The following is a 26,371-nucleotide window of genomic DNA, read 5'->3' on the forward strand; positions in this document are numbered from 1 at the left end:
ACCGGTGATTCCCGGTCCGGCCCTCGCCGTACGCCCTCGGCCCGCTCAGGCCGCTATCGGCCGTTGGCTCTGCACCGCCTGGAGCAGCCCGATCGCCACCCAGGTGGAGAACATCGACGATCCTCCGTAGGAGACGAACGGCAGCGGGATGCCGGCCACCGGCATGATGCCCAGGCACATCCCTATGTTCTCGAAGCCCTGGAAGGCGAACCAGGCGACCACCCCGGCCGCCACGATCGTGCCGTACAGGTCGGTGGCCTGGCGGGCGATCCGGCAGCCGCGCCAGAGCACGACGCCCAGCAGCACGATGATCGCCATCGCCCCGAGGAAGCCGAGCTCCTCGCCGGCGACCGTGAAGACGAAGTCGGTCTGCTGCTCCGGCACGAACTGCCCGGTGGTCTGGGTGCCGTGGAACAGCCCCTTGCCGGTCAGTCCGCCGGAGCCGATCGCGATCCGGGCCTGCGCGGTGTTGTAGCCGACGCCGGACGGGTCGAGCGCCGGGTTGGCGAAGGCCGCGAAGCGGTCGATCTGGTACTTGCTCAGCACGCCGAGCTTCCAGATCGCGACGCAGCCGCCGACGCCCGCCAGGATCAGTCCGAACACCCAGCGGTTGGCCGCGCCGGAGGCGAGCAGGATGCCCAGCACGATGACGGCCATCACCATCACCGAGCCGGCGTCCGGCATCAGCATCACGATCGCCATCGGCAGGGTCGCCCAGACCAGCGCCCGGAACACCGCCTTGTTCGCCGGGAACTCCCGTTCCCCGGCGTCCACCTGGTCGGACATCACCAGCGCCATGGACAGCACGATCGCCAGCTTGGCGAACTCGGCCGGCTGCACGGAGAAGCCGCCGCCCAGCTGGATCCAGGAGTGCTGGCCGTTGATGGTCGAGCCGAGCGGGCTCAGGGTGGCCATCAGCAGCAGGATCACACCGGCGTACAGGAAGGGCACCACGGTGCGGAACCGCCGGCTCCCTATCGCTATCACCACGGCGCACAGCGCCGCCCCGACCATGACGTTGGTCAGGTGCCGGAACAGGAAGTACTGCGGGTCGCCGTGGGTGAGGGAGTCGCGTCCCCGGGTGGCCGACCAGACCAGCAGGGAGCTGCCCAGCGACAGGACGGCCGCGGCCAGCAGCAGTATCCAGTCGATCCGCCACAGCGGGGAGTCCTTGGCCAGCGCCTTGGGCACCCCGCCGCGCTGCGGGGCGAGCCGGAGCTGGCGGTAGGAACCGTAGGAGGTCATGCCCGGCCCCTTCCGGTGGTGGAGCGGGTGGGTTCGACGGCGGCCGCGGCGGCGATGCCCGGCACCGGGATGCCGCCGCCGGACCGGTCCGGGTCCAGGAAGGCCGGCGGCGCGCCGAGCAGGGCGGCCGGGGCGACCGGGCCGGCCGGAGCGGCGGAGCCGGCCGCGGCGTCGAAGGACACCGGCTTGATGATCGCGGTGCCGTCCGGGTTGAACTTCGGCAGTTCGGCCTGCGGCTTCGGCAGCAGCGCCTTGCCCTGGTCGATGTTGCCCTTGTCGTCGACGCCGTACAGGGACTGGTAGATCCGCCGGATCGCGTCGCCGGAGCCGCCGGAGCCGGTGCCGCCCTGGCTTATCGTCATCACGACCGCGTAGTCGCGGCTGTAGGTGGTCAGCCACGAGGTGGTCTGCTTGCCCTCGACCTCGGCGGTGCCGGTCTTGGCGTGCAGTTCGATCTTGCCCTGGGGCCAGCCCGCGCCGGTGAACTTCCAGGCTGCGGTGCCGCTGGTGACGACGCCCGCGGTGGCCTGGTCGATGTAGCCGAGCAGCTTCTGGTCGCCGGGCAGCCGGCCGTCCTCGTGCGGGGCGATCTCGCGGACGAGATCCCCGCCCGGGCTTATCACGGCCTTGGCGACGGTGGGCCGGTAGAAGGTGCCGCCGTTGGCGAGCGCCGAGTAGATCCGGGCCATCTGGACCGGGGTGACCAGGGTGTCGCCCTGGCCGATCGCGAAGTTGACGGCGTCACCGGCGCGCATCTGGTAGCCGTCGACGCAGTTCTCCCGGGCGATCTGGTCGGAGAAGGTGTTGCCGCCCTTCTCCGCCTGCTTGCACCAGGCGTCCTTGTTGTTGTCGTAGAAGGACTGCTTCCACTGCCGGTCGGGGACCCGGCCGGTGACCTCGCTGGGGAGGTCGATGCCGGTCTTGGCGCCGAGGCCGAACTGGTGGGCGGTCTTGAAGAACCAGTCGCCCGGGTCCTTCTTCGGCTTGATGCCGCCGTCCTTCATCCACTGGTCGTACGCCAGGCCGTAGAAGACGGTGTCGCAGGAGACCTCCAGGGCGCGCTCCAGGGAGATCGCCCCGAAGCTCTCGCTCTCGAAGTTCTTGAACTCGCGGCCGCCGATGGTCATGCTCTTCGGGCAGTCGTAGCGGCCGTCGAGCGAGTAGCCGGCCTGGACGGCGGCGGTGGTGGAGATGACCTTGAAGGTCGAGCCGGGGGCGGACTGACCCTGTATGGCGCGGTTGAGCAGCGGGAAGTTGGAGTCCTTGCTGGTCAGCGCCTGGTAGTCCTTGCCGCTGATGCCGCCCTGCCACAGGTTGGGGTCGTAGGTGGGCGCGCTGGCCATCGCGACGATCCGCCCGGTGTGCACGTCCATCACGACGGCGGCGCCGGAGTCGGCCTCGTAGTTGCGGTTGGTGACCTTGTCGAAGGTCTTGCGGGCGTCGCTCATCGCCTGCGCCAGGTTGTCCTCGACGACCTTCTGCACCTTGGCGTCGATGCTGGTCACCAGGTTGTTGCCGGTCTGCGGGGCGGCCTGGTCGGCGGTGCCGATGACCCGGCCGAGGTTGTCCACCTCCAGCTTGGTGATGCCGGCGGTGCCGCGCAGGTCGCGGTCGTAGACGGACTCCAGTCCGGCCCGGCCGATCTGGTCGGCCGGCAGGTAGCGGTCGAGGCCGACCTGCTCGGCGGTCTTGGAGACCTCCTCGTCGGTGACCGGCGAGAGGTAGCCGAGCACCTGGGCGAGGTTGGCGCCCTCGGCGCCGGTGTAGTGGCGCACGGCGGTCGGCTGGGCGGTGATCCCGGGGAAGTCCTCGCGGCGTTCCATTATCTGCATCGCCTGCTGGGTGGTCGCCTCCTTGGTGACCGGGATCGGCTGGTAAGGAGAACCGTTCCAGCAGGGCTGCTGCGTCTTGGCGTCGCAGAGCCGGACCTTCTCCTGGACGTCCTTGGCGGGCATCCCGAGCACCTCGGCGAGCCGGGTCAGCACCGCCTTGCCGGCGTCCTTCTGCTGGAGCAGCGAGGTGCGGCTGACCGAGACGACCAGCTTGGTCTCGTTCCCGGCGAGGATGCGGCCGGAGGCGTCCAGGATCTCGCCGCGGACGGCCGGTTCGACGACCTCGCGGATGTGGTTCCCGGTCGCCTTGGCGGTGTAGACGCTGGCGTTGCGGATCTGCAGGTACCAGAGCCGTCCGCCGAGGGTGGCGAGCAGCGAGAGCACCAGGATCTGCAGCACCACCAGACGGATCGTCACCCGCCGGGTTCGGCCGGTCTCGGGGATGTTGCTCACGTCTCGTGCGCTCCAAAACTGAACAGGGCGGGCAGGCTGGTCGGGGCCGGGCTACGGGCGTTTTCCCGCGCCGAGCAGGCGCTTCTTGCGGTAGGCCGGGCCGGCGGTGGGCTCGCGGGTGGTGCGGTAGCGGGTCAGGCTGCCGAGGCCGGGTCCGCCCTCGTCGTCCTCGGCGACCGACAGCGGGTCCTTGCCGAAGCGGCGGGCGACCAGCATCACGGCGGGCACCACGAAGGGCGCCAGCAGCAGGTCGTAGAGCAGGGCGGTGACGACGAGCTGGCCGAGTCCGACGTGCCGGGCGGCGGTGTCGCCGACGAGGGCGCCGACCATCGCGTACAGCAGGGTGGAGGCGATCGCGGCGCCGGCGACCACGAGCAGCGCGCTGGAGACCGAGCGCTGGCGGCCGTGCTCGGGGCGCAGCAGTCCGGCGGCGTAGCCCATCAGGCAGAGCACCAGCGCGTAGCGGCCGATGGCGTGGTCCGAGGGCGGGGCGACGTCGGCGAGCAGGCCGGCCGCGAAGCCGACCAGGCAGCCGCCGGTGGGTCCGTAGACGAGGGCGAGGCCGACGACCACGAGCAGCAGTATGTCCGGGGTGGCGCCGGGCAGTTGCAGTCGGCCGAAGACGCTGACCTGGAGCAGAAGTCCGAGCAGGATCAGGATCGCGGAGACGGGGATGCGGGCGAGGCGCATGGCTCAGTTCCCCCCAGTGGGCTTGGCGGGCGGGACGGCCGCGGCCGGCGCGGCGGGGGCCGCGGGGGCGGCCTGGCCCTGGGCGCCCGGCGCGGGGGCGGGCGGCAGGACGGCGTCGCGCGGGTCGGTGCGGGGCGGGACGACGACGACGCCGACCAGGTCCAGCCGGGTGAACTGGACGAAGGGTTCGACCAGGACGGTCTTGGTGAGCTGTCCCGGGGTGGCCTCGACCTGGACGACCCGGCCGACCGGGACGCCGGGGACGAACGGGCGGCCGCTCTGCGAGCCGAAGGTGACCAGCCGGTCGCCCTCCTTGACCTGGGCCTTGCCGTTGAGGAGGGAGACCTTCATGGCGCTGGTGCCGCCGCCGGCGGCGAAGCCGATCTCGCCGGTGCCCTCCAGCCGGGTGCCGGCGGTGAAGCCGGGGTCGGAGGCGAGCAGCACGGTGGAGGTGGTGGGGGCGACGGTGGTGATCCGGCCGACCAGGCCCTGGCCGTTGACGACGGTCATGTCGCGGGTGAGGCCGTCGTCGCTGCCGGCGTCGATGGTGATGGTCCAGGAGAAGCCCTGGGCCGGGCCGATCGCGATGGTCTGGGCGGCCTTGACGGTGTAGCCGCCGGCGCCGGCGGTGCGCAGCAGGTCGTCGAGCTGTTTGGTGCGCCCGCCCGCCATGTCGGAGGAGGCCAGTTTCTGCCGCAGTTCGGTGTTCTCGCGGGCGAGCTGGTCGGTGCGGCCGCTGTTGGAGGCGGCGTCGCGGAAGGCGCGGACGGTGTCGGCGACCGGGTCGACGGCGCTGGCGGCACCGCGTTCGACCGGGCCGAGGACGGTGGCGGCGGCGCGCCGGGCGCCGCCGAGCGGGGAGCTCTCGCCGCCCTTGATGTCGACGGTGATCAGTGCGAACGCGACGGCCACCAGCAGGATGAGCAGCAGCCGGCTCTCTCGTGTGTCCCTCACGGTGCTGGTACTGCCCCTTCGTGCCCCTGGTCCGCCGGCCCGGGCTGTGGACCCGGGCGGGGACCTGTCGGTTCGGCTGGTGTTCCGGTTCTGCTAACGGCGCGGTGCGGCGTCGAGTACCTGCTGGAGTGCCTCGAACTCCTCGACGCACTTGCCGGAGCCGAGCGCGACGGAGTCCAGCGGGTTCTCGGCGATGTGGATCGGCATGCCGGTCTCCCGGCGCAGCCGCTCGTCCAGGCCGCGGAGCAGGGCGCCGCCGCCGGTGAGCACGATGCCCCGGTCCATGACGTCGCCGGCCAGCTCGGGCGGGCACTGGTCGAGGGTGGTCTTGACCGCGTCGATGATCGAGTTGACCGGCTCGTCGATGGCCTCGCGGACCTCGGCGGCGGAGATGACGACGGTCTTGGGCAGGCCGCTGACGAGGTCGCGGCCGCGGATCTCGGCGTGCTCGTCCTTCTCGCCCTCCAGGCCGAAGGCGGAGCCGATGCTCATCTTGATCTGTTCGGCGCTGCGCTCGCCGAGGAGCAGCGAGTACTCCTTCTTGATGTGCTGGACGATGGCGTTGTCCAGTTCGTCGCCGGCGACCCGGATGGACTGCGCGGTGACGATGCCGCCGAGGGAGATGACGGCGACCTCGGTGGTGCCGCCGCCGATGTCGACGACCATGTTGCCGGTGGGCTCGTGGACGGGGAGTCCGGCGCCGATCGCGGCGGCCATCGGTTCCTCGATGATGTGCACCTGGCGGCAGCCGGCCTGGAGGGAGGCTTCGATGACCGCGCGGCGCTCGACGCCGGTGATGCCGGAGGGGACGCAGACGACGACCCGGGGGCGGGCGAGGAAGCGGCGGCGGTGCACCTTGAGGATGAAGTAGCGCAGCATCCGCTCGGTGATCTCGAAGTCGGCGATCACGCCGTCCTTGAGGGGGCGGATGGCCACGATGTTGCCGGGCGTGCGCCCGATCATCTTCTTGGCCTCGGTGCCGACGGCGAGGATGCCCCCGGTGTTGGTGTTGACCGCGACGACGGACGGCTCGTTGAGAACGATCCCCTTGCCCCTGACGTACACCAGCGTGTTGGCAGTTCCGAGGTCGATCGCCAGGTCGCGGCCGATGAACGACAGGTTGCTCGCCATGGGGTGTGGGTGCCTTCCCGGGCTCGGAGTCATGTGGGGGTGGAGGGTGTGGGCGCCCGCGGGCGGGCGACGACCAGCTGAGCTGCCTTACCGGGCCCTTGAGTCGCGTCCATCGTAGTCACGCCGTTCGGCACGGACGTCGACCTGGGGCACGCCGTCCATTGTCCGGGGCGTGATCGCTTCTCAGGGCATTGGGACGCCGTGTCGGAGGGCCTGGTTCCCTATTTCCCGATAAGAATGCCCCGGCCGGGCCAATGGTCCCGGCCGGGGCGTCCCGAAGGTCCCGGTGCCCGCTCGGTCAGGCGTGGGCGGGGAAGAAGATCTTGATCTCGCGCTCGGCGGACTCGACCGAGTCGGAGGCGTGGATCAGGTTCTCGCGGGTGATGGTCGCGAAGTCGCCGCGGATGGTGCCGGCCCCGGCCTCCAGCGGGTTGGTGGCGCCTGCCAGCATGCGGATGCCGGCGACGACCTCCTCGCCCTCGACGATCAGGGCGATCGACGGGCCGGAGGTCATGAACTCCAGCAGCGGCTCGTAGAACGGGCGGCCGACGTGCTCCGCGTAGTGCTGCTCCAGCGTCGCCCGCTCGAAGGTGCGCAGCTCGGCGGCGGCGAGCCGCCAGCCGGCCTTGCGCTCGATCCGGCTGATGATCTCGCCGGCCAGGCCGCGCTTGACGGCGTCGGGCTTGAGCAGGACGAGAGTGCGCTGGGACACGGGGCTTCTCCTGGGGAAATCGGGTGCGGCGCACACGGATCGGCGCGCACGCGGATCGGCACGCACGCGCGATTCCGCGTGCGCCGTGCGACTACCGCAGAGGTTACCTTGCGTGAGCGAACGCCCCGGACCCGGTCCTGGCCCGGCCCGGAGGCGGTCCGGAGGCGTCTCAGGCGGTCGCGGCGGCGGTCCGGGCGGCCTTGAGTTCGTCGATCCTGCGGCCGTAGTGCACCGAGCACCACCAGAGGCCGGCGAAGATCACGCCGAGCACGAACATGGTCGGCACCACGAAGCCGCTGGCGATCAGCCCGAGCTGCAGCGCCCAGCCGACGGCCACCGCGCCGGGGCGGGTGATCATGCCGCAGAGCAGGACGCACAGCACCATGGCGATGCCGCTGACCGTCCAGAGGGCGCCGTGGGAGACGTCGGTGAGCTGCATCGCGACCAGGGCCGCGAAGAGCACCACGAGGGCCTCGCCGATCAGCGTCGAGGAGCAGAGCGTCCTCATCGTCACTTCCTCCCGAGCAGCAGGCGGGCCTCGCCCACCGTGATGACCGATCCGGTGACCAGCACCCCGGCGCCGCCGAGGTCGCCCTCCTCCTCGGCCAGGGTGACGGCGGCGGCGATGGCGTCGTCGAGCCGGGGCTCGACCTGGACCCGGTCCTCGCCGAAGACCTCGACCGCGAGTGCGGCCAGGGCGTCCACGTCCATCGCGCGGTGGGTGGAGTTCTGGGTGATGACGACCTCGGCGAGGAGCGGCTCGAAGGCCTCCAGCAGGCCGGCCACGTCCTTGTCGCCGCTGGTGCCGATCACGCCGACCAGCCGGGTGAAGCCGAAGGACTCGCCGATGGCGGCGGCGGCCGCGCGGGCGCCGTGCGGGTTGTGGGCGGCGTCCAGCAGGATGGTGGGGCTGCGCCGGACGACCTCCAGCCGGCCCGGGGAGCTGACGCCGGAGAAGCCCTGGCGGACCTTGTCGGGGTCGAGCTTCCCGCCGCGGGCGCCGCCGACGCCGAAGAACGCCTCGACGGCGGCCAGCGCGAGGGCCGCGTTCTGGGCCTGGTGCTCGCCGTGCAGCGGCAGGAAGATGTCCTCGTACTCCTCGCCGCCGATCCCGCGCAGCGTCACCAGCTGGCCGCCGATCGCGAGTTCGCGGCGGACGACGCCGAACTCCATGCCCTCGCGGGCGACCGTGGCGTCCACCTCGACCGCGCGCCGCAGGATGGTCTGGGCGGCGTCGAGCTGCTGCTGGGCGACGACCGCGACGGCGTCGGACTTGATGATCCCTGACTTCTCGACGGCGATCTCGCCGGTGGTCTCCCCCAGCTTGTCGGTGTGGTCGAGGCCGATCGGGGTGATCACGGCGACCCCGGCGTCGATGACGTTGGTGGCGTCCCAGGAGCCGCCCATGCCGACCTCGACCACGGCGACGTCCACCGGCGCGTCGGCGAAGGCCGCGTAGGCCATGCCGGTGAGCACCTCGAAGAAGGACATCGCGACCGGCTCGCGCTCGTCGACCATCCGCACGTAGGGCTCGATGTCGCGGTAGACCTCGACGAACCGCTCGGGGGTGATCGGGGCGCCGTCCAGGCTGATCCGCTCGGTGACGCTCTCCACGTGCGGGCTGGTGTAGCGGCCGGTGCGCAGCTCGAAGACGGCGAACAGCTGCTCGATCATCCGGGCGGTGGAGGTCTTGCCGTTGGTGCCGGTGATGTGGATGGAGGGGAAGGACCGCTGGGGCTGGCCCAGGATGTCCATCAGGGCCTCGATCCGGTCGAGCGAGGGCTCCAGCTTGTTCTCCGGCCAGCGCTCGGAGAGTTCCACCTCGACGTCGCGCAGGGCGTCGGCGGGGCTGCCGTCGGCGGGGCGGAGGGTGTACGGGTTCGGGTCGGCCTTGTCGCTCACGTCCACAGTCTACGGAGCGCGGGGCGGCTCTCCCGACGGGGTGAGAACCACCACTTTGCCCGAGTTGGGCGTTTTCCGCGTTTACTATCGTTTTCGCGACATCAGACCGCAAAGAAGCATTGATTCGCAGCCCAGGGAGACAAATCGCCTTTGATCATGAGGAGCACCGCGCCATGCCCGACGCCCTGCGCCAGTTCGTCGAGATGCGCCGGGACGGCTTCGTCCAGCTCGCCGGGCTGATCTCGCTGGCCCTCGTGGTCTACATGGCCCTGGTCTTCGGCCGCTTCCTGGTCTACTGGGCCGGCTCCCGGCACGCCTTCCGGCGCAACCGCCCGGCCCGCCCCGGCGACCCCGCCGCCTTCCAGTGGCACCTGGTGGTCCCCTGCCGCGACGAGGAGGCGGTGATCGCCCAGACCCTGGCCGGGCTGCGCGCCGTCGCCCCCACCGCCCACCTCTGGGTGATCGACGACGACAGCGAGGACGCCACCCGCGACCTGGTCCTGGCCGCCGCCGGGCACGACCCCCTGGTCCACCTCGTCCAGCGCCGCCGCCCGCACGCCCGGATCGGCAAGGGCGCCGCCCTCAACGCCGCCTACCGGGAGGTCTCCGCCTCGCTGCCGCCCGGCACCGACCGCTCCCGCGTCGTCCTCGGCGTGGTCGACGCCGACGGGCGGCTCGACCCCGGCACCCTCGAACAGGTCGGCAACGAGCACGCGATGGGCCGCCTCGACACCGGCGCCGTGCAGATCGGCGTCCGGATGCGCAACGCCGAGGACCCGCGCCCGCTGGCCGGCCGGGGCCGGACCGCCAACGCCCTCGCCCGCGCCCTGGTCCGGATGCAGGACGTCGAGTTCCAGGCCAACAACGCCGGCATGCAGCTGCTGCGCCGCCGCACCGGCAGCGTCGGCCTCGGCGGCAACGGCCAGTTCGTCCGGCTCACCGCCCTCGACTCGCTCACCGCCGAGGAGGGCCGCGACGGCCGCCCCTGGCCCGAGCGCGCCCTGCTGGAGGACTACGAGTCCGGCCTCGACCTGCGGCTGGCCGGCTGGCGGCTCACCCACGTCACCGAGACCAACGTCTCCCAGGAGGCCCTGGTCTCCTGGCGCCGCTTCCTCACCCAGCGCACCCGCTGGGCCCAGGGCAACATGCAGTGCCTGCGCTACACCGGCCGGGTGCTGCGCTCGCCGCACTACCGGCCCGCCGGCAAGGCCGAGGTGCTGTACACCTTCCTCCAGCCCGTGGTCTGCGTCCTGCTGGTCGTCCTCACCCCGCTGTCGCTCGCCATCACCGGCGCCGGGCTGGTGCTCTTCCCCGAGGAGACCGCCGACTTCCAGCTGACCTACGGCCCCTGGATGGCGGTCGCCTTCGTGCTCGCCACCCTGCCGATGGTCTTCTGGGGCCCCACCTACCGCCGGCTCGTCCGCCCCGACCGCGGCAGGCTCACCGGCCTGCTCTGGGGCGTCCTGGTCTGGCTCTACGCCTACCACCTGTTCGTGGTCGCCGCCCGGGCCGCCGTCCGGATGCTGCTCGGCCGCAACGGCTGGGCCAAGACCCGGCGCAACGCGGAGAAGGTCGCCGTCGGCGCCCCCACCGCCCTGGAGTCCTGACCCCGGCCGGACACCCCGCCGCCCCCTCCCCCACCGCCCCGCCCCAGACCCCGGAGCCGTCCCGCATGAACCTGTGCCCCGCCCCCCGGTCCGCCGCCCGCCCGCTCGCCCCCGGCAGCGTCGCCGTCGTCCTCGGCACCCGCCCCGAGCTGGTCAAGCTCGCCCCGCTGATCCACGAACTCGGCCCCGCCACCCGGCTGGTCCACACCGGCCAGCACTGGGACGAGGCGATGTCCGGCCGCTTCCTGCGCGACCTCGGCCTGCCCCGCCCCGAACTGCTCACCGGCGTCGGCGGCCGCCCCCGGGCCGGCCAGATCGCCCAGTCCCTCGGCCAGCTCGACGCCGCGTTCGCCGAGGACCGCCCGGCCGCCGTCGTCGTCCAGGGCGACACCAACGCCACCCTGGCCGGCGCCCTCGCCGCCAACGCCCGGGAGATCCCGCTCGTCCACGTCGAGGCCGGACTGCGCAGCTTCGACCGGGCGATGCCCGAGGAGCACAACCGGGTGATGGTCGACCACGTCTCCGACCTGCTGTGCGCCGCCACCCCCGACAACGCCGCCAACCTGCGGGCCGAGTCCCTCGACGAGGAGCGGATCGTGCTCACCGGCAACACCGTCGTCGAGGTGGTCCGCCGCTCGCTGCCCGACGCCGGGGAGCGGGCCGTCCTGCTCGCCCGGCACGGCCTCGCCGCGGACGGCTACGTCCTCGCCACCGTGCACCGGCCGGAGAACACCGACACCGCCGAGGCGCTCGGCGCCGTCCTCGCCGAGCTCGACCGGATCGCGCGGGCCGGCACGCCGGTGCTGTTCCCGATGCACCCGCGCACCCGCGCCGCCGTCGAGCGCTTCGGCCTGGACGGCCTGCTGGCCCGGCTCACGGTGACCGGACCGGTCGGCTACGCCGACTTCCTGGGCCTCGCCCGGCACGCCGCGCTGCTGGTCTCCGACTCCGGCGGGGTGCAGGAGGAGTGCACCGTGCTCGGCCGCCCGCTGCTGGTCGTGCGCCGCTCCACCGAACGGCCCGAGGCCGTCGAGACCGGCTTCGCCGCGCTGGTGGCGCCCGGTGCCGAACTCGGCGGACTCGCCCGCGCCTGGCTCGCCGACACCCCGGAACGGCTCGCCCGGCTCGCCGGCACCCCCAGCCCCTACGGGGACGGCCTGGCCTCCGCCCGGATCGCCGGACTGACCGCCCGGCTCGCCCACGGGCCCGCCGCGGCGCCGCAGGCCGCCTGACCCGACGGGGGCCGCCCGGCCGGGGCCCTCTTGACAGCGGAATTGGTCTACTCCACCTTGTGAAGGCAAGTCTCCTCCCCCGACAGGGACTTGTGTTGTCGGTAGCTCCCGCACACAGATCCGTCGACACCCGGACGGCCCTCCCCCACGAGGACCGCCGGCCTCCCCCACCGGAGATGGAGCCATGCCACCTGCCACACACCGGCGCCCGCGCGCCGTCCACTCGCTGCTCGCCGGCGCCACCGCCGTCGCCCTCGGACTCGGCGGCCTCGTGCTCGCCGGCGGCGCCGGCGCCCAGGCCGCCCCCAACGACGTCGAACTCGTCACCAACGGCGGCTTCGAGGACGCCAACCGCCTCAACGGCTGGACCTGCGCGGCCGGCGCGCCGGAGACCACCACCGTCCACTCCGGCACCGGCGCGCTGCGCTCCACCCCGGGCGGCAGCGCCACCGGCGAGTGCACCCAGACCGTCACGGTCAGGCCCTCCTCGACGTACACCCTGAGCAGCTGGGTCCAGGGCTCGTACATCTACCTCGGCGCCCGCGGCACCGGCGGCACCGATCCGAGCACCTGGACCCCCGGCGGCGCCGCCTGGTCCAAGCTCAGCACCACCTTCACCACCGGGGCCTCCACCACCAGCGTCACCGTCTACCTGCACGGCTGGTACGGACAGCCGGCCTTCCTGGCCGACGACGTCTCCCTGCTCGGCCCGGGCGACCCCAAGCCCTCCCCCACCGCGACCAGTCCCACCCCGACCGTCACCGCGTCGCCCACCGACACCACCACGCCCTCCCCCACCGCCACCACGCCGCGGCCGCCGGCCAGGCACCTGCTCACCGGCTACTGGCAGAACTTCGACAACGGCGCCACCGTGCAGCGGATCAGCGACGTCCCGGCCGCGTACGACATCATCGCGGTCTCCTTCGCCGAGGCCACCGGCACGGCCGGGGGCCTGGGCTTCGCCCTGGACCCGACGCTCTCCTCCCGGCTCGGCGGCTACACCGAGGCGCAGTTCAAGGCCGACATCGCGGCCAAGAAGGCGGCCGGCAAGAAGGTGATCCTGTCGGTCGGCGGCGAGAAGGGCACGGTGTCCGTCAACAGCTCCGCCTCCGCCACCAACTTCGCCAACAGCGCCTGGTCGCTGATGCAGACCTACGGCTTCGACGGCGTCGACATCGACCTGGAGAACGGCGTCAGCTCCACCTGGATGGGCCAGGCGCTGCACACCCTGGCGGGCAGGGCCGGCTCCGGCTTCACGCTCACCATGGCGCCGCAGACCATCGACATGCAGTCGACCGGCGCGGAGTACTTCAAGCTGGCGCTGAACGTGAAGGACATCCTCACCATCGTCAATATGCAGTACTACAACTCCGGCGCGATGCTGGGCTGCGACGGGCAGGTCTACTCCCAGGGCACCGTCAACTTCCTGACCGGCCTCGCCTGCATCCAGCTCAAGGGCGGGCTGCGGCCCGACCAGGTCGGACTCGGCGTCCCGGCCTCCACCAGCGCGGCCGGCGGCGGCTACGTCAGCCCGAGCGTGGTCAACAACGCGCTGGACTGCCTGGCCGCCGGGACCAACTGCGGCACCTTCAAGCCCGACACCAAGTGGCCCGGGATCGGCGGGGCCATGACCTGGTCGACCAACTGGGACGCCAAGGCGGGCGGCGGGATCGCCTCCACCGTCGGCTCGCACCTGCACGCGATGCCGTAACCGGCACGCGGACTCCGCCGACGAGGCGGGAGCCGGGGGCCCGGAGCCGGTCACACGCCGGCCCGGGCCTCCGGCACGCTTGCGGGCGCGCCGCCGTGACGGCGGCGCAGCTCGGCGGTGATCCCGGCCAGCTCGCCCTCCGGCAGCAGCGGCAGCATCATCGCCACGCCCTGGAGCAGCCCGCCGAGCAGGAAGGTGGTGTCGGGGGTGGCGGCGACCAGGTCCCGGACCTCCGTCACCTCGCCGGCCGCGACCGCCTCGATCAGCCGGGCCGCGTCCACGCCGTCCTCGTCGACGAGCACCGCCCCGGTGTCGCGCGGGGCCCGCCGGGCCATCGACCGCAGCACCCGGTCGCCCACCTCGGGCGCGTAGGCCTTGCGGACCGCCTCGGCGGCGATCCAGGTCAGCAGTGTGGCCACCTCGCGCTCGACGTGCTCGTCCAGCAGCCGGTCCAGCGCGTGGTCGAACGCGAGCTGGTTGCCGTGCCGGAACGCGAGCAGCAGGGTCGCCGCGCGCGCCTTGGCCTCCTCGACCGCCTCGACAGGCAGCTCGTCGGCCGACACCTCGGTCACCACCACCACGCCCATGCCCTCCCGTCGTCCCTCACTGTCCGGAACTCGAAGCACACCGTACACATCCGACCTGCGAAATTCCGCGAAACCGCGCGGGCAAGACAGGAATCGATTCGGGCGGAATAGGACCTCACCCGGTCCAGGATGAATATTCGCCGGAAGGGAGCAACGAATTGGGCTATTGGGACTCCCGATCAGCCGACATCCGGAAAAGCGGAGGAGCCGCACCCCGCGTCGGCGGGGTGCGGCTCCTGGTGCACCGGGCGACGGCTCCGGGGAGCCGTCGGCGCGTCAGCCCTGCGGCAGCGCCGCGAGCTGGGCGGTGATCCGGGCGATGTCGGCCTCGGCGGCCTCCTGGCGGGTCCGGATCTTGGCGACCACGTCGTCCGGCGCCTTGGCGAGGAACGCCTCGTTGCCGAGCTTGCCGGCGGTCTGGGCCTTCTCCTTCTCGGCCGCCGCGAGGTCCTTGGCGAGGCGCTTGCGCTCCGCCGCGACATCGATCGTGCCGGACAGGTCCAGTGCCACGGTGGCACCGGCGACCGGCAGCGAGGCGGTGGCCGCGAAGCCCTCCTCCGGCACGGTCAGACGCAGCAGCGAGCGGATCGCGTCCTCGTGCACGGCCAGCACGGTGCCGTCCAGGTCCAGCCGGGCCGGGACCCGCTGGCCCGGCTTCAGGCCCTGGTCGGTGCGGAACCGGCGCACCTCGGTGACCACCCGCTGCAGGGTGGCGATCTCCGCCTCGGCCCCGGCGTCGCGGAACCCGCTGTCCTGCGGCCAGTCGGCGACGACGAGCGACTCGGCCCCGGTGAGCGTGGTCCACAGCGTCTCGGTGACGAAGGGCACGATCGGGTGCAGCAGCCGCAGCGTGATGTCGAGGACCTCGCCGAGGACCCGGCGCGCGGCGTCGGCCTGCGGGCCGCCCTTGGCCAGGGTGGTCTTGGAGAGCTCCACGTACCAGTCGAAGACCTCGTCCCAGGCGAAGTGGTACAGCGCCTCGGAGAGCTTCGAGAACTGGTAGTCGTCGTACAGCGCGTCCACCTCGGCGACGGTGCTGTTCAGACGCGACAGGATCCAGCGGTCCGCGGCCGTCAGCTCCTCCGGCGCGGGCAGCGGGCCCTCGACGGTGGCGCCGTTCATCAGCGCGAAGCGGGTCGCGTTCCAGATCTTGTTGGCGAAGTTGCGGGCCGCCTGGACCCAGTCCTCGCCGATCGGGACGTCGACACCCGGGTTGGCGCCCCGGGCCAGCGTGAACCGCAGCGCGTCCGAGCCGTACTTGTCCATCCAGTCCAGCGGGTTGACCACGTTGCCGAAGGACTTCGACATCTTCTTGCCGTTCTGGTCACGGACCATGCCGTGCAGCGCGATGGTGTGGAACGGCGGGGTGCCGTCCATCGCGTAGAGCCCGAACATCATCATCCGGGCGACCCAGAAGAACAGGATGTCGTAACCGGTGACCAGGACGGAGTTCGGGTAGAACTTCGCCAGGCTCCCGGTCTGCTCCGGCCAGCCGAGCGTGGAGAACGGCCACAGGCCCGAGGAGAACCAGGTGTCCAGGACGTCGGTGTCCTGGTGCCAGCCCTCGCCCGCGGGCGGCTGCTCGTCCGGGCCGACGCAGACGATCTCGCCGTTCGGGCCGTACCAGACCGGGATCCGGTGGCCCCACCACAGCTGGCGCGAGATGCACCAGTCGTGCAGGTTGTCCACCCAGTCGAAGTAGCGCTTCTCCATCTCCTGCGGGTGGATCTTGACCCGGCCGTCCCGGACGGCGTCGCCGGCCGCCTGGGCCAGCGGGCCGACCTTGACCCACCACTGCATCGACAGCCGCGGCTCGATGGTGGTCTTGCAGCGCGAGCAGTGGCCCACCGAGTGGACGTACGGGCGCTTCTCGGCGACGATCCGGCCCTCGGCGCGCAGCGCGGCGACGATCGCCGAGCGGGCCTCCAGCCGGTCCAGGCCCAGGAACGGGCCGTGCACGGTGATCACCGCGTGCTCGTCCATCACCGCGATGTTCGGCAGGCCGTGGCGCTGGCCGATCTCGAAGTCGTTCGGGTCGTGGGCCGGGGTCACCTTGACGGCGCCGGTGCCGAACTCCGGGTCGACGTGCTCGTCGGCGACGATCGGGATCCGGCGGCCGGTGAGCGGCAGCTCGATCTCGGTGCCGACCAGGTGCCGGTAGCGCTCGTCGTCCGGGTGGACGGCGACCGCGGTGTCACCCAGCATCGTCTCGGCGCGGGTGGTGGCGACGACGATGGAGTCCTCGCCCTCGCCGTAGCGGATCGAGACCAGCTCGCCGTCGTCGTCCTGGTACTCCACCTCGATGTCCGAGATGGCGGTCAGGCAGCGCGGGCACCAGTTGATGATGCGCTCGGCGCGGTAGATCAGCTCGTCGTCGAAGAGCTTCTTGAAGATGGTCTGGACCGCCTGCGACAGGCCCTCGTCCATGGTGAAGCGCTCGCGCGACCAGTCGACGCCGTCGCCGAGCCGGCGCATCTGGCCGGAGATCTGGCCGCCGGACTCCGCCTTCCACTTCCAGACCCGCTCGACGAACTCCTCGCGGCCCAGGTCGTGGCGGGACTTGCCCTCCTTGGCGAGCTCGCGCTCGACCACGTTCTGGGTGGCGATGCCGGCGTGGTCCATACCGGGCTGCCAGAGCGCCTCGAACCCCTGCATCCGCTTGCGGCGGACCAGGGCGTCGATCAGCGTGTGCTCGAAGGCGTGGCCCAGGTGCAGCGAGCCGGTGACGTTCGGCGGGGGGATGACGATGGTGTACGGGGGCTTGTCGCTCGTGGCGTCGGCGGTGAAGTAACCGCGCTCTACCCAGCGCTCGTACAGCTCGCCCTCTACGTCCGCCGGAGTGTAGGTCGTCGGGAGGGTGGCTGCGTCGTCCCCTGCGGGCGTGCTCGCGGGGCGCTGGTTCGTGGTGTCGGTCACGACGCACAGTTTACGTAACCCGGGAACCCGGTTACGAACGCCTTTCACCCCCCGGACTCCCGGACCGGCCCGGAAGGGCGCGTACGCGAGGGCCCCGGCGCCGCCGCGGGGGCGGCACCGGGGCCCTGGCCCGGCCCGGGAGCACTGGGCCGGAGGGGTCTCAGGCGCTCTTGTCGCGCCGCTCCCGCTTGATCATGTCGCGCGGCACCAGGGTGGGGATGGCGTGCTTGGAGACGACGTCCCCGGTCACGACCACCCGGGCGACGTCCTGACGCGAGGGGACCTCGTACATCACGGACATCAGCACCTCCTCCATGATGGCCCGCAGACCGCGCGCGCCGGTGCCGCGCAGGATCGCCTGGTCCGCGATGGCCTCCAGCGCGTCCCGGGAGAACTCCAGCTCCACACCGTCGAGTTCGAAGAGCTTGCGGTACTGCTTGACCAGCGCGTTCTTCGGCTCGGTGAGGATCTGCAGCAGCGCCTCGCGGTCGAGGTTGTGCACGCTGGTGATCACCGGCAGACGGCCGATGAACTCGGGGATCATGCCGAACTTGACGAGGTCCTCCGGCATCACCTGACGGAAGTGGTCGCTGGCGTCCTGCTCCCGCTTCGAGCGGATGTTCGCCCCGAAGCCGATGCCCTTGGCACCCGCCCGGCCCTCGATGATCCGCTCCAGGCCCGCGAACGCGCCACCCACGATGAACAGCACGTTGGTGGTGTCGATCTGGATGAACTCCTGGTGCGGGTGCTTGCGCCCGCCCTGCGGCGGCACCGAGGCTGTGGTGCCCTCAAGGATCTTCAGCAGCGCCTGCTGCACGCCCTCGCCGGAGACGTCCCGGGTGATCGACGGGTTCTCGCTCTTACGGGCGACCTTGTCGATCTCGTCGATGTAGATGATCCCGGTCTCGGCCTTCTTGACGTCGTAGTCCGCCGCCTGGATCAGCTTCAGCAGGATGTTCTCGACGTCCTCGCCGACGTAGCCGGCCTCGGTCAGCGCGGTGGCGTCCGCGATGGCGAACGGCACGTTCAGCATCCGGGCCAGGGTCTGCGCCAGCAGCGTCTTGCCGGAACCGGTCGGACCGAGCAGCAGGATGTTGGACTTCGCCAGCTCGATGGCGTCCTCGCGGCCGTTCCCGCCGCTGCGCCCGGCCTCACCGGCCTGGACCCGCTTGTAGTGGTTGTAGACCGCCACCGACAGGGCCTTCTTGGCGAGGTCCTGGCCGACCACGTACTGGTCGAGGAACTCGTAGATCTCGCGGGGCTTCGGCAGCTCCTCGAAGCGCACCTCGGAGGTCTCGGCGAGCTCCTCCTCGATGATCTCGTTGCACAGGTCGATGCACTCATCGCAGATGTACACGCCTGGGCCGGCGATCAGCTTCTTCACCTGCTTCTGCGACTTGCCGCAGAACGAGCACTTGAGCAGGTCGCCACCGTCTCCGATGCGTGCCACGAGGTGCTTCCCCTTCGCCAGGGGCCCCGCGGGGTTTCCGGGGCCTGGTGCTGTGGACCGAAGACGCCGACGGCGATCGGTCTCGCTGTCCGACGGTACTCTGCCGAGCCGTCGATTCCGCCCTCTTCGCCGGGTCTGCCCTACGCCCTGGGCGAATTGATACCGAACAGATGCCGTCGGAGGAGCCACCGGTGCGCCAGGGGCGGGGCGCGCGAACCGATCGCGCGCCCCGCCCCCGGCTCCCCCGGCCCGGGTACGGCGCCGAGGGGGTGCTGGCCTCAGGAGGTCAGCGAGGCCTTGCGGGTCGAGATGACCAGGTCCACCAGACCGTACTCGACGGCCTCCTCGGCGGTGAGGATCTTGTCGCGCTCGATGTCCTCGCGGACCACCTCGACCGACTTGTTGGAGTGCTTCGACAGCATCTCCTCCAGCTGCTCGCGCATCCGGAAGATCTCCCGGGCCTGGATCTCCAGGTCCGAGACCTGGCCGCGGCCGGTCTCGGTGTACGGCTGGTGGATCAGGATGCGGGCGTTCGGCAGCGCCATCCGCTTGCCGGGGGTGCCCGCCGCCAGCAGCACGGCCGCCGCCGAGGCCGCCTGGCCCATGCAGACGGTGGTGATGTCGGGCTTGACGTACTGCATGGTGTCGTAGATGGCCGTCAGGGCCGTGAACGAGCCGCCGGGCGAGTTGATGTACATCTGGATCTCGCGGTCCGGGTCCATCGACTCCAGGCACAGCAGCTGCGCCATGATGTCGTTGGCCGAGACATCGTCCACCTGGGAGCCGAGGAAGATGATGCGCTCCTCGAACAGCTTGGCGTACGGGTCGTACTCGCGGATGCCCTGGGAAGTGCGCTCGACGAAGCGCGGGACGATGTAGCGGCCCTCCGCTCGCATGTCCTCGACGCGGGCCTTGGCGGCCGACAGGCTGGGGATGTTCATGGGTGTTCTGGTCCTCCGGAGCGTTGTGGCTGTGGTCTCGTGGGCCCGGGGCGGGGCTCAGGCGCCGGTGCCGCCGCCGCCGGGGACGTCCGCGGCACTGTGCATGATCGCGTCGATCAGGCCGTACTCCAGGGCCTCCTCCGGGGTGAACCAGCGGTCACGGTCGGAGTCCCGGGTGATCTGCTCGAAGGACTGGCCGCTGTGGAAGGCGATCAGCTCCGACATCCGCTTCTTGGTGCGCAGCAGCTGCTCGGCCTGGATCCGGATGTCCGTGGCCGAACCGCCGAGGCCGGCGGACGGCTGGTGCATCAGGATGTTGGCGTTCGGCAGCGAGAAGCGCTTGCCCTTGGCGCCCGCGGTCAGCAGGAACTGACCCATCGAGGCCGCCATGCCCATCGCGATCGTGACGACGTCGTTCTTGATGTACTGCATGGTGTCGTAGATCGCCATGCCGGCCGAGATCGAGCCGCCCGGAGAGTTGATGTAGAGGAAGATGTCCTTGTCCGGGTCCGCGGCCAGCAGCAGCAGCTGAGCGGTGATCTTGTTGGCGATGTCGTCGTCGACCTGCTGGCCGAGGAAGATGATCCGCTCGTTGAGCAGCCGGTTGTAGACCTGGTCGCCGAGGCCGCCGAGCACGTCACCAGCGGCGGCGTGCGGCGCCATCGGGCCGGGCATCTGCATCTGCGGGTACGTCACTTAGCCACCTGCTCAGTCGATTTGGACGGTCGCTCCACGGCCGTCACGATGTCGCACAGCTTCCGGGTATCACGTCGTGATTGTTGCTGTCCATGGACCCTAACGCGCAGGCCGGGCCGCAGAATCCCTCACGCAGAACTGTTCGCTGTGAGCGCAGGGTTCGCGGCGGCAACGCAGCGGGCCCGGACACCGTGAGGCGTCCGGGCCCGCTGTCGGCTCGGGGCGAGCGAGGCTACCGGGGCGATCAGGCCTCGGCCTTCTCCTCGGCCTCGGCCTCGGCGGCCGGGGCCTCGACGGCCTCGGCCGACTCGTCGGCCTCGTCGTCGTCGAAGTTGACCTCGTTGCCCTCGGTGTCGACGACCTTGGCGGCCTCGACCACGGTGGCCAGCGCCTTGCCGCGGGCGACCTCGCCGACCAGCAGCGGAACCTGGCCGCCCTGGACGACCTGCTGGGCGAACTGGTCCGGGGTGAGACCCGAGCCGGCGGCGCGACGGATGAGGTGCTCGGTCAGCTCCTCCTGGGAGACGTTGAGCTCCTCGTCGGCGACGATCTGGTCCAGGACGAACTGGGTCTTGATGCCCTTCTTCGCCTGCTCCTCGGTCTCCGCCAGGAACTCCTCCTCCGACTTGCCCTGGGTCTCCAGGTAGGTCGCCAGGTCGAGGCCCATCGGCTCCAGCTGGTGGTGCTCGAGGTTGTGCTTGCGGGTCTCGATCTCGTCCTTGAGGAGCTTCTCCGGGAACTCGATCTCGACCAGGCCGAGCAGCGCGTCCAGCACCTTCTCCTGGGCCTGGGTGGCCTGGTCGTACTCCTTCATGCGCTCCAGGCGCTTGCGGGAGTCGGCCTTCAGGTCCTCCAGGGTGTCGAACTCGCTCGCCAGCTGGGCGAACTCGTCGTCCAGCTCCGGCAGCTCCTTCTCCTGGACCGCGGTGACCGTGACGGTGACCTCGGAGGTCTGGCCGGCCTGGGTGCCGCCCTTGAGCTCGGTGGTGAAGGTCGCGGTGCCACCGGCCTCCAGGCCGACGACGGCCTCGTCGATGCCGTCGATCAGACGGCCCGAGCCGATCTCGTAGCTGACGCCGGACGCGGTGCCGTCCTCCGGCACCTCGCCGTCGACCTTGGCCTCGAGGTCGAGGACCACGGTGTCACCGGCGGCCGCGGCGCGCTCGACGTCCTTGACCGAGGAGAAGCGCTCGCGCAGCTGCTCCAGGGACTTGTCGATGTCCTCGTCCGAGACGACGATCGGGTCGACGGTGACCTCGATGGCCGAGAAGTCCGGGAGAGTGATCTCCGGACGGATGTCCACCTCGGCGGTGAACTTCAGGTCGCCGCCATCGGCGATCTTCTCGACACCCTCGATGTTGGTGATGTCGGGCTGTCCGAGGACCTCGATCTTGCCCTCGTCGACGGCCTGCGTGTAGAAGCGCGGGAGGGCGTCGTTGACGGCCTCCTCCAGCACGGCGCCACGGCCGAAGCGCTGGTCGATGACCCGGTTCGGGATCTTGCCCTTGCGGAAGCCCGGGACCGAGACCTGCTGGTTGATCTTCTTGTACGCCGCGTCGAGGCTGGGCTTGAGCTCCTCGAAGGGCACCTCGACGGTGAGTCGAACCCGGGTCGGGTTCAGAGTCTCGACGGCGCTCTTCACGGTGGGGTCTCCTATGGGGCTTGCGGTCGGGTTGCCTGCACCCTCCCCGGACGGTCGGCCGGAGCCGGGTCGGTCGGGTCGGGCGAGACGGGCGATGGGCGGTTGGAGCTGCATCTCCCGTGGGGGGTGGACGGTGAGCGTGACTCCTCGCCCTCGTGCGGTCGGCCTGGGTTGACGCCACAGGGACTACCGCCAGCGCCCCATCCTACCGGTACCACGAAAGGCGGACGCCAGCGCGCCGCCTTCGGCGGCCCTTCGGGGCCGTTCCGGGGCGTTTCCGGCCTGTTCGCGGGCGATCGGGGAGGCGTCCGCGCCCGGGGGCGCGCGCCCGGAGTGTGGCGTGCGGCACTCTTTCCGGTGAGCGCTCCGCACGGCACGACGGGACACCGCGGGGAGGAGCGGCAAGGGGTCGCGTCGGGCACCAACGACAACAGGGCCCCGCCGTGGGCGAGACCCTGCGCACTCTGTCGGGGTGGCCGGATTCGAACCGACGGCCTTCCGCTCCCAAAGCGGACGCGCTACCAAACTGCGCCACACCCCGTGGTGCCGAGAGGAAGCGTACACGCCGGGCCCTGCCGGATCGGCGAGATATTCCGAGGCCCTCACGGGAATGGGGTGTGCGCGCGACCGACCGGACCAGGTACGCTGTTCCCGACCTTCCGTCCGGTGACGGCCGGGGGTTCGCGCGGGTGTAGCTCAATGGTAGAGCCCTAGTCTTCCAAACTAGTCACGCGAGTTCGATTCTCGTCACCCGCTCTGCGGGACGGCCCCGAGGGATGCTGAGCATCCGTCGGGGCCGTTCGCATGCCCGGGGCCCTTCGCGCCTCCGCGGCCGGTCGTCCGGCGCGGGCGGTTCAGAGTCCGAGCCGGGCGGCGCGGGCGGCGGCCCGCTCCAGCAGCCGGTGCACGTCGGACTGGCGGGTGGAGGGCCGGTCGTTGAACTCGTCCGGGGAGCCGACCCGGCGGCCGGTCGCGTGCAGCACCTCCATCAGCTGGACCCGGGCGGTACGGGCGGTGGCCGGGGTGCCGTAGCCGTGAGCGAGCACCGCGGCCTGGGCACCGAGCAGGCAGACCCGGCCGGCCCCGTCCCACATCGCGCCCTGCAGCCATCCGTGCGCCGTGATGTAGCGGGAGGCGAGGCCGAGGTGCTCGGCGGCGGTCACCGGCACGGGCCGGGCCGGGCGGCGCAGCGCGCGGTCGAGCAGGGTGGCGCGGGGCGGGGCGTGCTCGGCGTACCAGGGCCGGAGCACCGAGCCGAACGGGCAGACGTACGGCCCGCCGCCGGGCGGGAGGTAGGGCGCCGGGGTGCACGCCGGGGCGGGCAGCGAGGCCAGGTACGCCTCGATCTCGGCGACCAGTCCGGAGGCGTCCGGGGTGAGCAGCGGTGCCGGCGGGGGTTTCGGTGCGGTGCGGGGCATGCGGCGTTCTCCAGGCGGTGCCGGGGGTGTCCGCTACCCAAAGTGGGGCATCAGTGACATTTCCGCGACCGGAGCGAGGGGTCCGCCGACCCGGGCGCGCCCGGGTCGCGCCGGCCCGGTCCTGCCGTGCCCGCACGGTTTCCCGGGGGGCCTCCGGGCCGATAGCCTCGGCGGCGTTCGAGAGCAGTTCGACGGGCAGACGACAGTTCGAGACGATTCGAAGCCCAGAGCCTAGGAGTCCCCGTGCGCCCGCAGGACCGACTGGCCGTCATACAGCGCTGCGTGGTCCGGGAGATGGCACGGCTCGGGCAGGAGTTCACCGCCGACGGCGAGGTGGTGCGCGGTCCCGGCACCACGGCGGTGGCCGTGCGCGAGCACCAGGACGGCGAGGGCCCGGGGCACGTCGACCTCGGCTGGGTGCTGGAGCTCGGCCGGGCGGACGCGCCGGTGGTGTGGGACTGCACGGCGGGCCTCGGCAAGACCGAGGAGGAGAAGCTCGACAACGCGGTGCGCATGTGGGCGACGACCACGGCGAGCGCGCTGGTCGAGCTGGGGGAGGGCCGGGGGGCGCACGGCGACCACGCCGACCACCCCGAACTGCCGGGCTGGCACACCGTCCAGGGGCCGGCGGCGGTGTTCGGGTTCGGCAACGAGCGGCTGGCCGCCTGGCTGGCCGGGAACCGGGTGGTGCCGGCGCTGGCGCCCGCGCTGCTGGCGGGGCTGGCCGGACCGGGCGGGCGGCGGCCGCACGGGGTGAAGCTGTTCCTGGGCGGCCGCACGGGGGACGACGTGGCCGAGGTCCGGGTCGACGGCGAGGTCAGCGAGGCGGCCTCGGCGGCGCTGCGCGCGCTGGACTGGCCGCGCGGCGAACGGCTCTGCTGGGCGCGGCTGTTCGTCCTGCTGACGGCCCACGGGGAGCCGCTGGCCCCGGCGGGCACCGACGGAGCGGAGCCGGCCCGGCCGGCGGCCGTGGCGGCGGCACGCCCGCAGGGCCTCTTCGCCCGGTGGCGGCAGGCAAGACGCGCGGACCGGTGAACGGTTCGCCGGCCGCGGAGGGCCGGCGGGCCGCAGATCAGCTGGCGATGCCGGAGATGGACTTGGCGACCTGGCTCAGGAAGTCCTGGATCGGCTTGGCTGCCGTGCTCTGGTTGAGCATGAAGCCGAACAGGGCGGCCAGGATGAAGTGCCCGGTCTTCAGCTGCTTCTGGCGGATGAAGATGAAGCAGACGATGCCGAACAGGACCAGCGCGGAGACGGAGAGTGCCACCCGGACTCACTTCCTCGTTTCATAGCGGGGCGCCACCGGCTGACGACCCCTGTGAAGCCGGACCCCGGCCTGTCCGACGGTCCCGAGGCGGAACAGCAGTTCGTCCGGCCCGTCGAAGCCGGAGGGAAGGCCGCCCGGCACGGCCGCACGGTGTCCTTCGTGCCGCATGTGACGCCCCCCATCCCCCGAATCCTGAACAGTCCCGCCCGGACTCAGTGTGGTCGACCGTGCCGACTGCGTAAAGGCCTGACTGACTGTCGAACACCGGCATCCTGCGATGCGAGACGAGTTTCCGCCGACCGGGACGATAGTCGAGACATCCTGACGAATCGTCGGCGGGGTGCCGCTGAGCGGCCGGGAAACGTTCGGCGGGCCGGACCGGAACCGGCAGGTCCGCTCCGCCTCCGGAGCACCGGAATTGGCCGAAGATCAGCTCCGGGGGTTGACAGCAGCTGCCCTTGGCACATGCCACGGTCTGCGGGCCCCGGCCGGGACGCGGGCGCCGCTCAGTCGCGCCAGATCAGCAGGACCGCGCGGTCGTCGTTGATGTCCCGGGCGACCGTCTCGATCAGCCGGGACGCCGAGCCGCCGCCGGCGCCCGGACCGCCGCCCGGCACCAGCCGGTCCGCCTCGCCCATCAGCCGGTCCATGCCCTCGGAGAGGTCCCGGCCGGGCGCCTCGACCATGCCGTCGGTGCAGAGCATCAGCACGTCGCCGCGGTTCAGCCGTCCCCGCACGCCCTCGAACTTGGCGCCGTCGTAGATGCCCAGCGCCGGGCCCTCCAGGGCCTCCTTGGTCTCCCAGCGGCCGGCGCCCGCCAGCCGCTGCATCCCCGGCAGGTGGCCGGCCGAGAGCAGTTCGTACTCGCCGGTGTCCAGGTCGAGCACCAGGTGCACGGCTGTCGCGAAGCCCTCCTCCCAGGACTGCCGCAGCAGATAGCCGTTGGCGGCCGGGAGGAAGTCGTGCGCGGGCAGCGAGCCGAGCAGTCCGCCGAACGCGCCGGAGAGCAGCAGGGCCCGGGAGCCCGCGTCCATGCCCTTGCCGGAGACGTCCGCGAGGACCACCTCCAGCACCCGCCGGCCGGGGCCGGTGCGGTCGGCGACCACGAAGTCGCCGGAGAAGGACTGCCCGCCGGCGGGGCGCAGCGCCATGTCGGCGTGCCATCCCTCCGGCAGCCGGGGCACCCGGCTCTGCACCCGGAGGCGCTCGCGCAGGTCGAACAGCATCGTGGAGCCGCCCCACCAGGGCACGCCGACCCGGCTGCGGAACTGGGCCAGCAGCAGGCCGCCGACCCCGGCCGCGCCGACCACCAGGGCGGCGCCGGGGGTGACCCCGTAGGTGTAGGCCTCGGGATGGTCGCTGGCGACCCGCTGGCCGGTGTGGATGACCGACTCGGCGGACAGCCCGAGCGCGGCGAGCGCGTACAGCACCACCAGCGAGCCGGGGCGCAGCAGCAGGGCGGCCGCCAGGATCGGCAGGACCAGGGCGGTGGGCGGGGCCCAGGCGGGCCAGCGCACGTTGAGCACGATCAGCAGCGGTACCAGCAGGGCCAGGGCGCAGAGCACGGGCCAGTCGGCGGCGCCGCCGCGGAACCAGTCGACGGCGGCAGTGCGCAGCCTTCGGCGGACCCGGCGGAGCCTCTTGCGCAACCGGGCCGTCACGGGGTCGGACGCCGGTACGGCGCCGGGCCTCGTCGCAGTCGTCTGGGGCGGTGTGCCCGGCGGTCTGCCAGCCATGGGGACCGACCATATCCAGCGCTCCCGGTCGGCGTCGACGGCCGGGGCGGTGGCGATGTCCCGCTGGCGCGGGCGTGTCAGCGGGTTTCGGCCGATTGCGGCGGGCGCCGTCCGGAGCGTCAGGAGGCGTACGGGCACGGGGCGTACGAACCGCCCGGGCGGCGCAGGCGGCCTGCGCGCGGGCGGTCGGACCGGGCGCGCGCCGCCGTGCGCGCTGTGGCCGATCACACAGCGAACACACGGTGAACA

The 26,371-nt window shown here is 71.8% G+C and carries 21 protein-coding genes and 2 tRNA genes; 5 read left to right on the forward strand and 18 right to left on the reverse strand.

Going from position 1 to position 26,371, the window contains the following annotated elements; translation table 11 throughout:
* Positions 1-45: 45 nt before the first annotated feature.
* From rodA to folC, 8 genes are all read right to left on the reverse strand, one after another.
* Complete coding sequence (gene rodA, locus OG715_RS15735) at positions 46-1,245, reverse strand: rod shape-determining protein RodA (RefSeq protein ID WP_266269395.1); 1,200 nt, start codon at positions 1,243-1,245, stop codon at positions 46-48.
* Entirely contained in the window at positions 1,242-3,530 is a 2,289-nt protein-coding gene (gene mrdA / locus OG715_RS15740; RefSeq protein WP_266269396.1) for a penicillin-binding protein 2, read from the reverse strand. The genes rodA and mrdA overlap by 4 nt, the downstream gene beginning before the upstream one ends.
* A gap of 51 nt (positions 3,531-3,581) precedes the next feature.
* The gene (gene mreD / locus OG715_RS15745) at positions 3,582-4,220 is read right to left on the reverse strand and encodes a rod shape-determining protein MreD (RefSeq protein ID WP_266269397.1); all 639 of its coding nucleotides are present in this window, start codon (positions 4,218-4,220) and stop codon (positions 3,582-3,584) included.
* A gap of 3 nt (positions 4,221-4,223) precedes the next feature.
* Positions 4,224-5,174, reverse strand: coding sequence for a rod shape-determining protein MreC (gene mreC, locus OG715_RS15750; protein WP_266269399.1), 951 nt, complete (start codon positions 5,172-5,174; stop codon positions 4,224-4,226).
* Positions 5,175-5,267: 93 nt separating this feature from the next.
* The gene (locus OG715_RS15755; RefSeq protein ID WP_323182175.1) at positions 5,268-6,293 is read right to left on the reverse strand and encodes a rod shape-determining protein; all 1,026 of its coding nucleotides are present in this window, start codon (positions 6,291-6,293) and stop codon (positions 5,268-5,270) included.
* A 310-nt stretch (positions 6,294-6,603) separates the two neighbouring features.
* A complete protein-coding gene (gene ndk / locus OG715_RS15760) occupies positions 6,604-7,017 on the reverse strand; it encodes a nucleoside-diphosphate kinase (protein ID WP_266269402.1) in 414 nt (137 codons plus the stop codon).
* A gap of 169 nt (positions 7,018-7,186) precedes the next feature.
* On the reverse strand, positions 7,187-7,525 hold the full coding sequence (locus OG715_RS15765) for a DUF4233 domain-containing protein (protein ID WP_266269403.1): 339 nt from the start codon (positions 7,523-7,525) through the stop codon (positions 7,187-7,189).
* Between the two features lie 2 nt (positions 7,526-7,527).
* Positions 7,528-8,919: a bifunctional tetrahydrofolate synthase/dihydrofolate synthase gene (gene folC, locus OG715_RS15770; RefSeq protein WP_266269404.1), complete on the reverse strand. Its 1,392-nt coding sequence runs from the start codon at positions 8,917-8,919 to the stop codon at positions 7,528-7,530.
* Between the two features lie 173 nt (positions 8,920-9,092).
* On the opposite strand from folC, the gene OG715_RS15775 reads away from it, so the two are divergent.
* The 3 genes from OG715_RS15775 to OG715_RS15785 all read left to right on the forward strand — a co-directional run bounded on the left by OG715_RS15775 (position 9,093) and on the right by OG715_RS15785 (position 13,469).
* Positions 9,093-10,526 carry a glycosyltransferase family 2 protein gene (locus OG715_RS15775; protein WP_266269405.1) on the forward strand — a complete coding sequence of 478 codons (1,434 nt, stop codon included), beginning with the start codon at positions 9,093-9,095 and terminating at the stop codon, positions 10,524-10,526.
* Positions 10,527-10,591: 65 nt separating this feature from the next.
* A complete protein-coding gene (gene wecB / locus OG715_RS15780) occupies positions 10,592-11,758 on the forward strand; it encodes a non-hydrolyzing UDP-N-acetylglucosamine 2-epimerase (RefSeq protein ID WP_266269406.1) in 1,167 nt (388 codons plus the stop codon).
* A 184-nt stretch (positions 11,759-11,942) separates the two neighbouring features.
* Positions 11,943-13,469: a chitinase gene (locus tag OG715_RS15785; RefSeq protein WP_266269407.1), complete on the forward strand. Its 1,527-nt coding sequence runs from the start codon at positions 11,943-11,945 to the stop codon at positions 13,467-13,469.
* Positions 13,470-13,519: 50 nt separating this feature from the next.
* On the opposite strand, the gene OG715_RS15790 is transcribed toward OG715_RS15785, so the two are convergent.
* The 7 genes from OG715_RS15790 to OG715_RS15820 form a co-directional block, all read right to left on the reverse strand.
* On the reverse strand, positions 13,520-14,056 hold the full coding sequence (locus tag OG715_RS15790; protein ID WP_266269409.1) for a hypothetical protein: 537 nt from the start codon (positions 14,054-14,056) through the stop codon (positions 13,520-13,522).
* Positions 14,057-14,332: 276 nt separating this feature from the next.
* On the reverse strand, positions 14,333-16,972 hold the full coding sequence (locus OG715_RS15795) for a valine--tRNA ligase (protein WP_266269410.1): 2,640 nt from the start codon (positions 16,970-16,972) through the stop codon (positions 14,333-14,335).
* Between the two features lie 160 nt (positions 16,973-17,132).
* Positions 17,133-18,422 carry an ATP-dependent Clp protease ATP-binding subunit ClpX gene (gene clpX, locus OG715_RS15800; RefSeq protein WP_030397392.1) on the reverse strand — a complete coding sequence of 430 codons (1,290 nt, stop codon included), beginning with the start codon at positions 18,420-18,422 and terminating at the stop codon, positions 17,133-17,135.
* 278 nt (positions 18,423-18,700) lie between these two features.
* Entirely contained in the window at positions 18,701-19,363 is a 663-nt protein-coding gene (locus OG715_RS15805; protein WP_266269411.1) for an ATP-dependent Clp protease proteolytic subunit, read from the reverse strand.
* A 57-nt stretch (positions 19,364-19,420) separates the two neighbouring features.
* The gene (locus OG715_RS15810; protein ID WP_380303373.1) at positions 19,421-20,038 is read right to left on the reverse strand and encodes an ATP-dependent Clp protease proteolytic subunit; all 618 of its coding nucleotides are present in this window, start codon (positions 20,036-20,038) and stop codon (positions 19,421-19,423) included.
* Between the two features lie 265 nt (positions 20,039-20,303).
* Entirely contained in the window at positions 20,304-21,701 is a 1,398-nt protein-coding gene (tig, locus tag OG715_RS15815; RefSeq protein WP_266269413.1) for a trigger factor, read from the reverse strand.
* Between the two features lie 467 nt (positions 21,702-22,168).
* Positions 22,169-22,242 (reverse strand) — tRNA-Pro (locus OG715_RS15820).
* A 144-nt stretch (positions 22,243-22,386) separates the two neighbouring features.
* On the opposite strand from OG715_RS15820, the gene OG715_RS15825 reads away from it, so the two are divergent.
* A tRNA-Gly gene (locus OG715_RS15825) sits at positions 22,387-22,457 on the forward strand.
* Between the two features lie 98 nt (positions 22,458-22,555).
* Here the strand turns inward: OG715_RS15825 and OG715_RS15830 are convergent.
* Positions 22,556-23,119: a DUF6197 family protein gene (locus OG715_RS15830; protein ID WP_266269414.1), complete on the reverse strand. Its 564-nt coding sequence runs from the start codon at positions 23,117-23,119 to the stop codon at positions 22,556-22,558.
* Positions 23,120-23,362: 243 nt separating this feature from the next.
* Between OG715_RS15830 and OG715_RS15835 the strand changes: the two genes are divergently transcribed.
* Positions 23,363-24,154, forward strand: coding sequence for a DUF6348 family protein (locus OG715_RS15835; RefSeq protein ID WP_266269415.1), 792 nt, complete (start codon positions 23,363-23,365; stop codon positions 24,152-24,154).
* A gap of 37 nt (positions 24,155-24,191) precedes the next feature.
* Here OG715_RS15835 and OG715_RS15840 read toward each other — a convergent pair whose 3' ends face one another.
* Both OG715_RS15840 and OG715_RS15845 read right to left on the reverse strand, forming a co-directional pair.
* Positions 24,192-24,386 (reverse strand): hypothetical protein, encoded by a 195-nt coding sequence (locus OG715_RS15840; protein ID WP_030397386.1) that lies wholly within the window; start codon positions 24,384-24,386, stop codon positions 24,192-24,194.
* A 506-nt stretch (positions 24,387-24,892) separates the two neighbouring features.
* Positions 24,893-26,035: a PP2C family protein-serine/threonine phosphatase gene (locus OG715_RS15845; RefSeq protein ID WP_266269416.1), complete on the reverse strand. Its 1,143-nt coding sequence runs from the start codon at positions 26,033-26,035 to the stop codon at positions 24,893-24,895.
* Positions 26,036-26,371: the final 336 nt, after the last annotated feature.

This window comes from Kitasatospora purpeofusca (assembly GCF_036010405.1).
In the GTDB taxonomy this organism is placed as follows: Bacteria; Actinomycetota; Actinomycetes; order Streptomycetales; family Streptomycetaceae; genus Kitasatospora; species Kitasatospora purpeofusca.

What these genes read in the sequence shown, in the direction of transcription:
- rodA (WP_266269395.1), bottom strand. Translation starts at nt 1,245, where the DNA reads ATGACCTCCTACGGTTCCTACCGCCAGCTCCGGCTCGCCCCGCAGCGC.
- mreD (WP_266269397.1), bottom strand. Translation starts at nt 4,220, where the DNA reads ATGCGCCTCGCCCGCATCCCCGTCTCCGCGATCCTGATCCTGCTCGGA.
- OG715_RS15765 (WP_266269403.1), bottom strand. Translation starts at nt 7,525, where the DNA reads ATGAGGACGCTCTGCTCCTCGACGCTGATCGGCGAGGCCCTCGTGGTG.
- OG715_RS15775 (WP_266269405.1), top strand. Translation starts at nt 9,093, where the DNA reads ATGCCCGACGCCCTGCGCCAGTTCGTCGAGATGCGCCGGGACGGCTTC.
- wecB (WP_266269406.1), top strand. Translation starts at nt 10,592, where the DNA reads ATGAACCTGTGCCCCGCCCCCCGGTCCGCCGCCCGCCCGCTCGCCCCC.
- OG715_RS15785 (WP_266269407.1), top strand. Translation starts at nt 11,943, where the DNA reads ATGCCACCTGCCACACACCGGCGCCCGCGCGCCGTCCACTCGCTGCTC.
- OG715_RS15790 (WP_266269409.1), bottom strand. Translation starts at nt 14,056, where the DNA reads ATGGGCGTGGTGGTGGTGACCGAGGTGTCGGCCGACGAGCTGCCTGTC.
- OG715_RS15805 (WP_266269411.1), bottom strand. Translation starts at nt 19,363, where the DNA reads ATGAACATCCCCAGCCTGTCGGCCGCCAAGGCCCGCGTCGAGGACATG.
- OG715_RS15810 (WP_380303373.1), bottom strand. Translation starts at nt 20,038, where the DNA reads ATGCCCGGCCCGATGGCGCCGCACGCCGCCGCTGGTGACGTGCTCGGC.
- OG715_RS15830 (WP_266269414.1), bottom strand. Translation starts at nt 23,119, where the DNA reads ATGCCCCGCACCGCACCGAAACCCCCGCCGGCACCGCTGCTCACCCCG.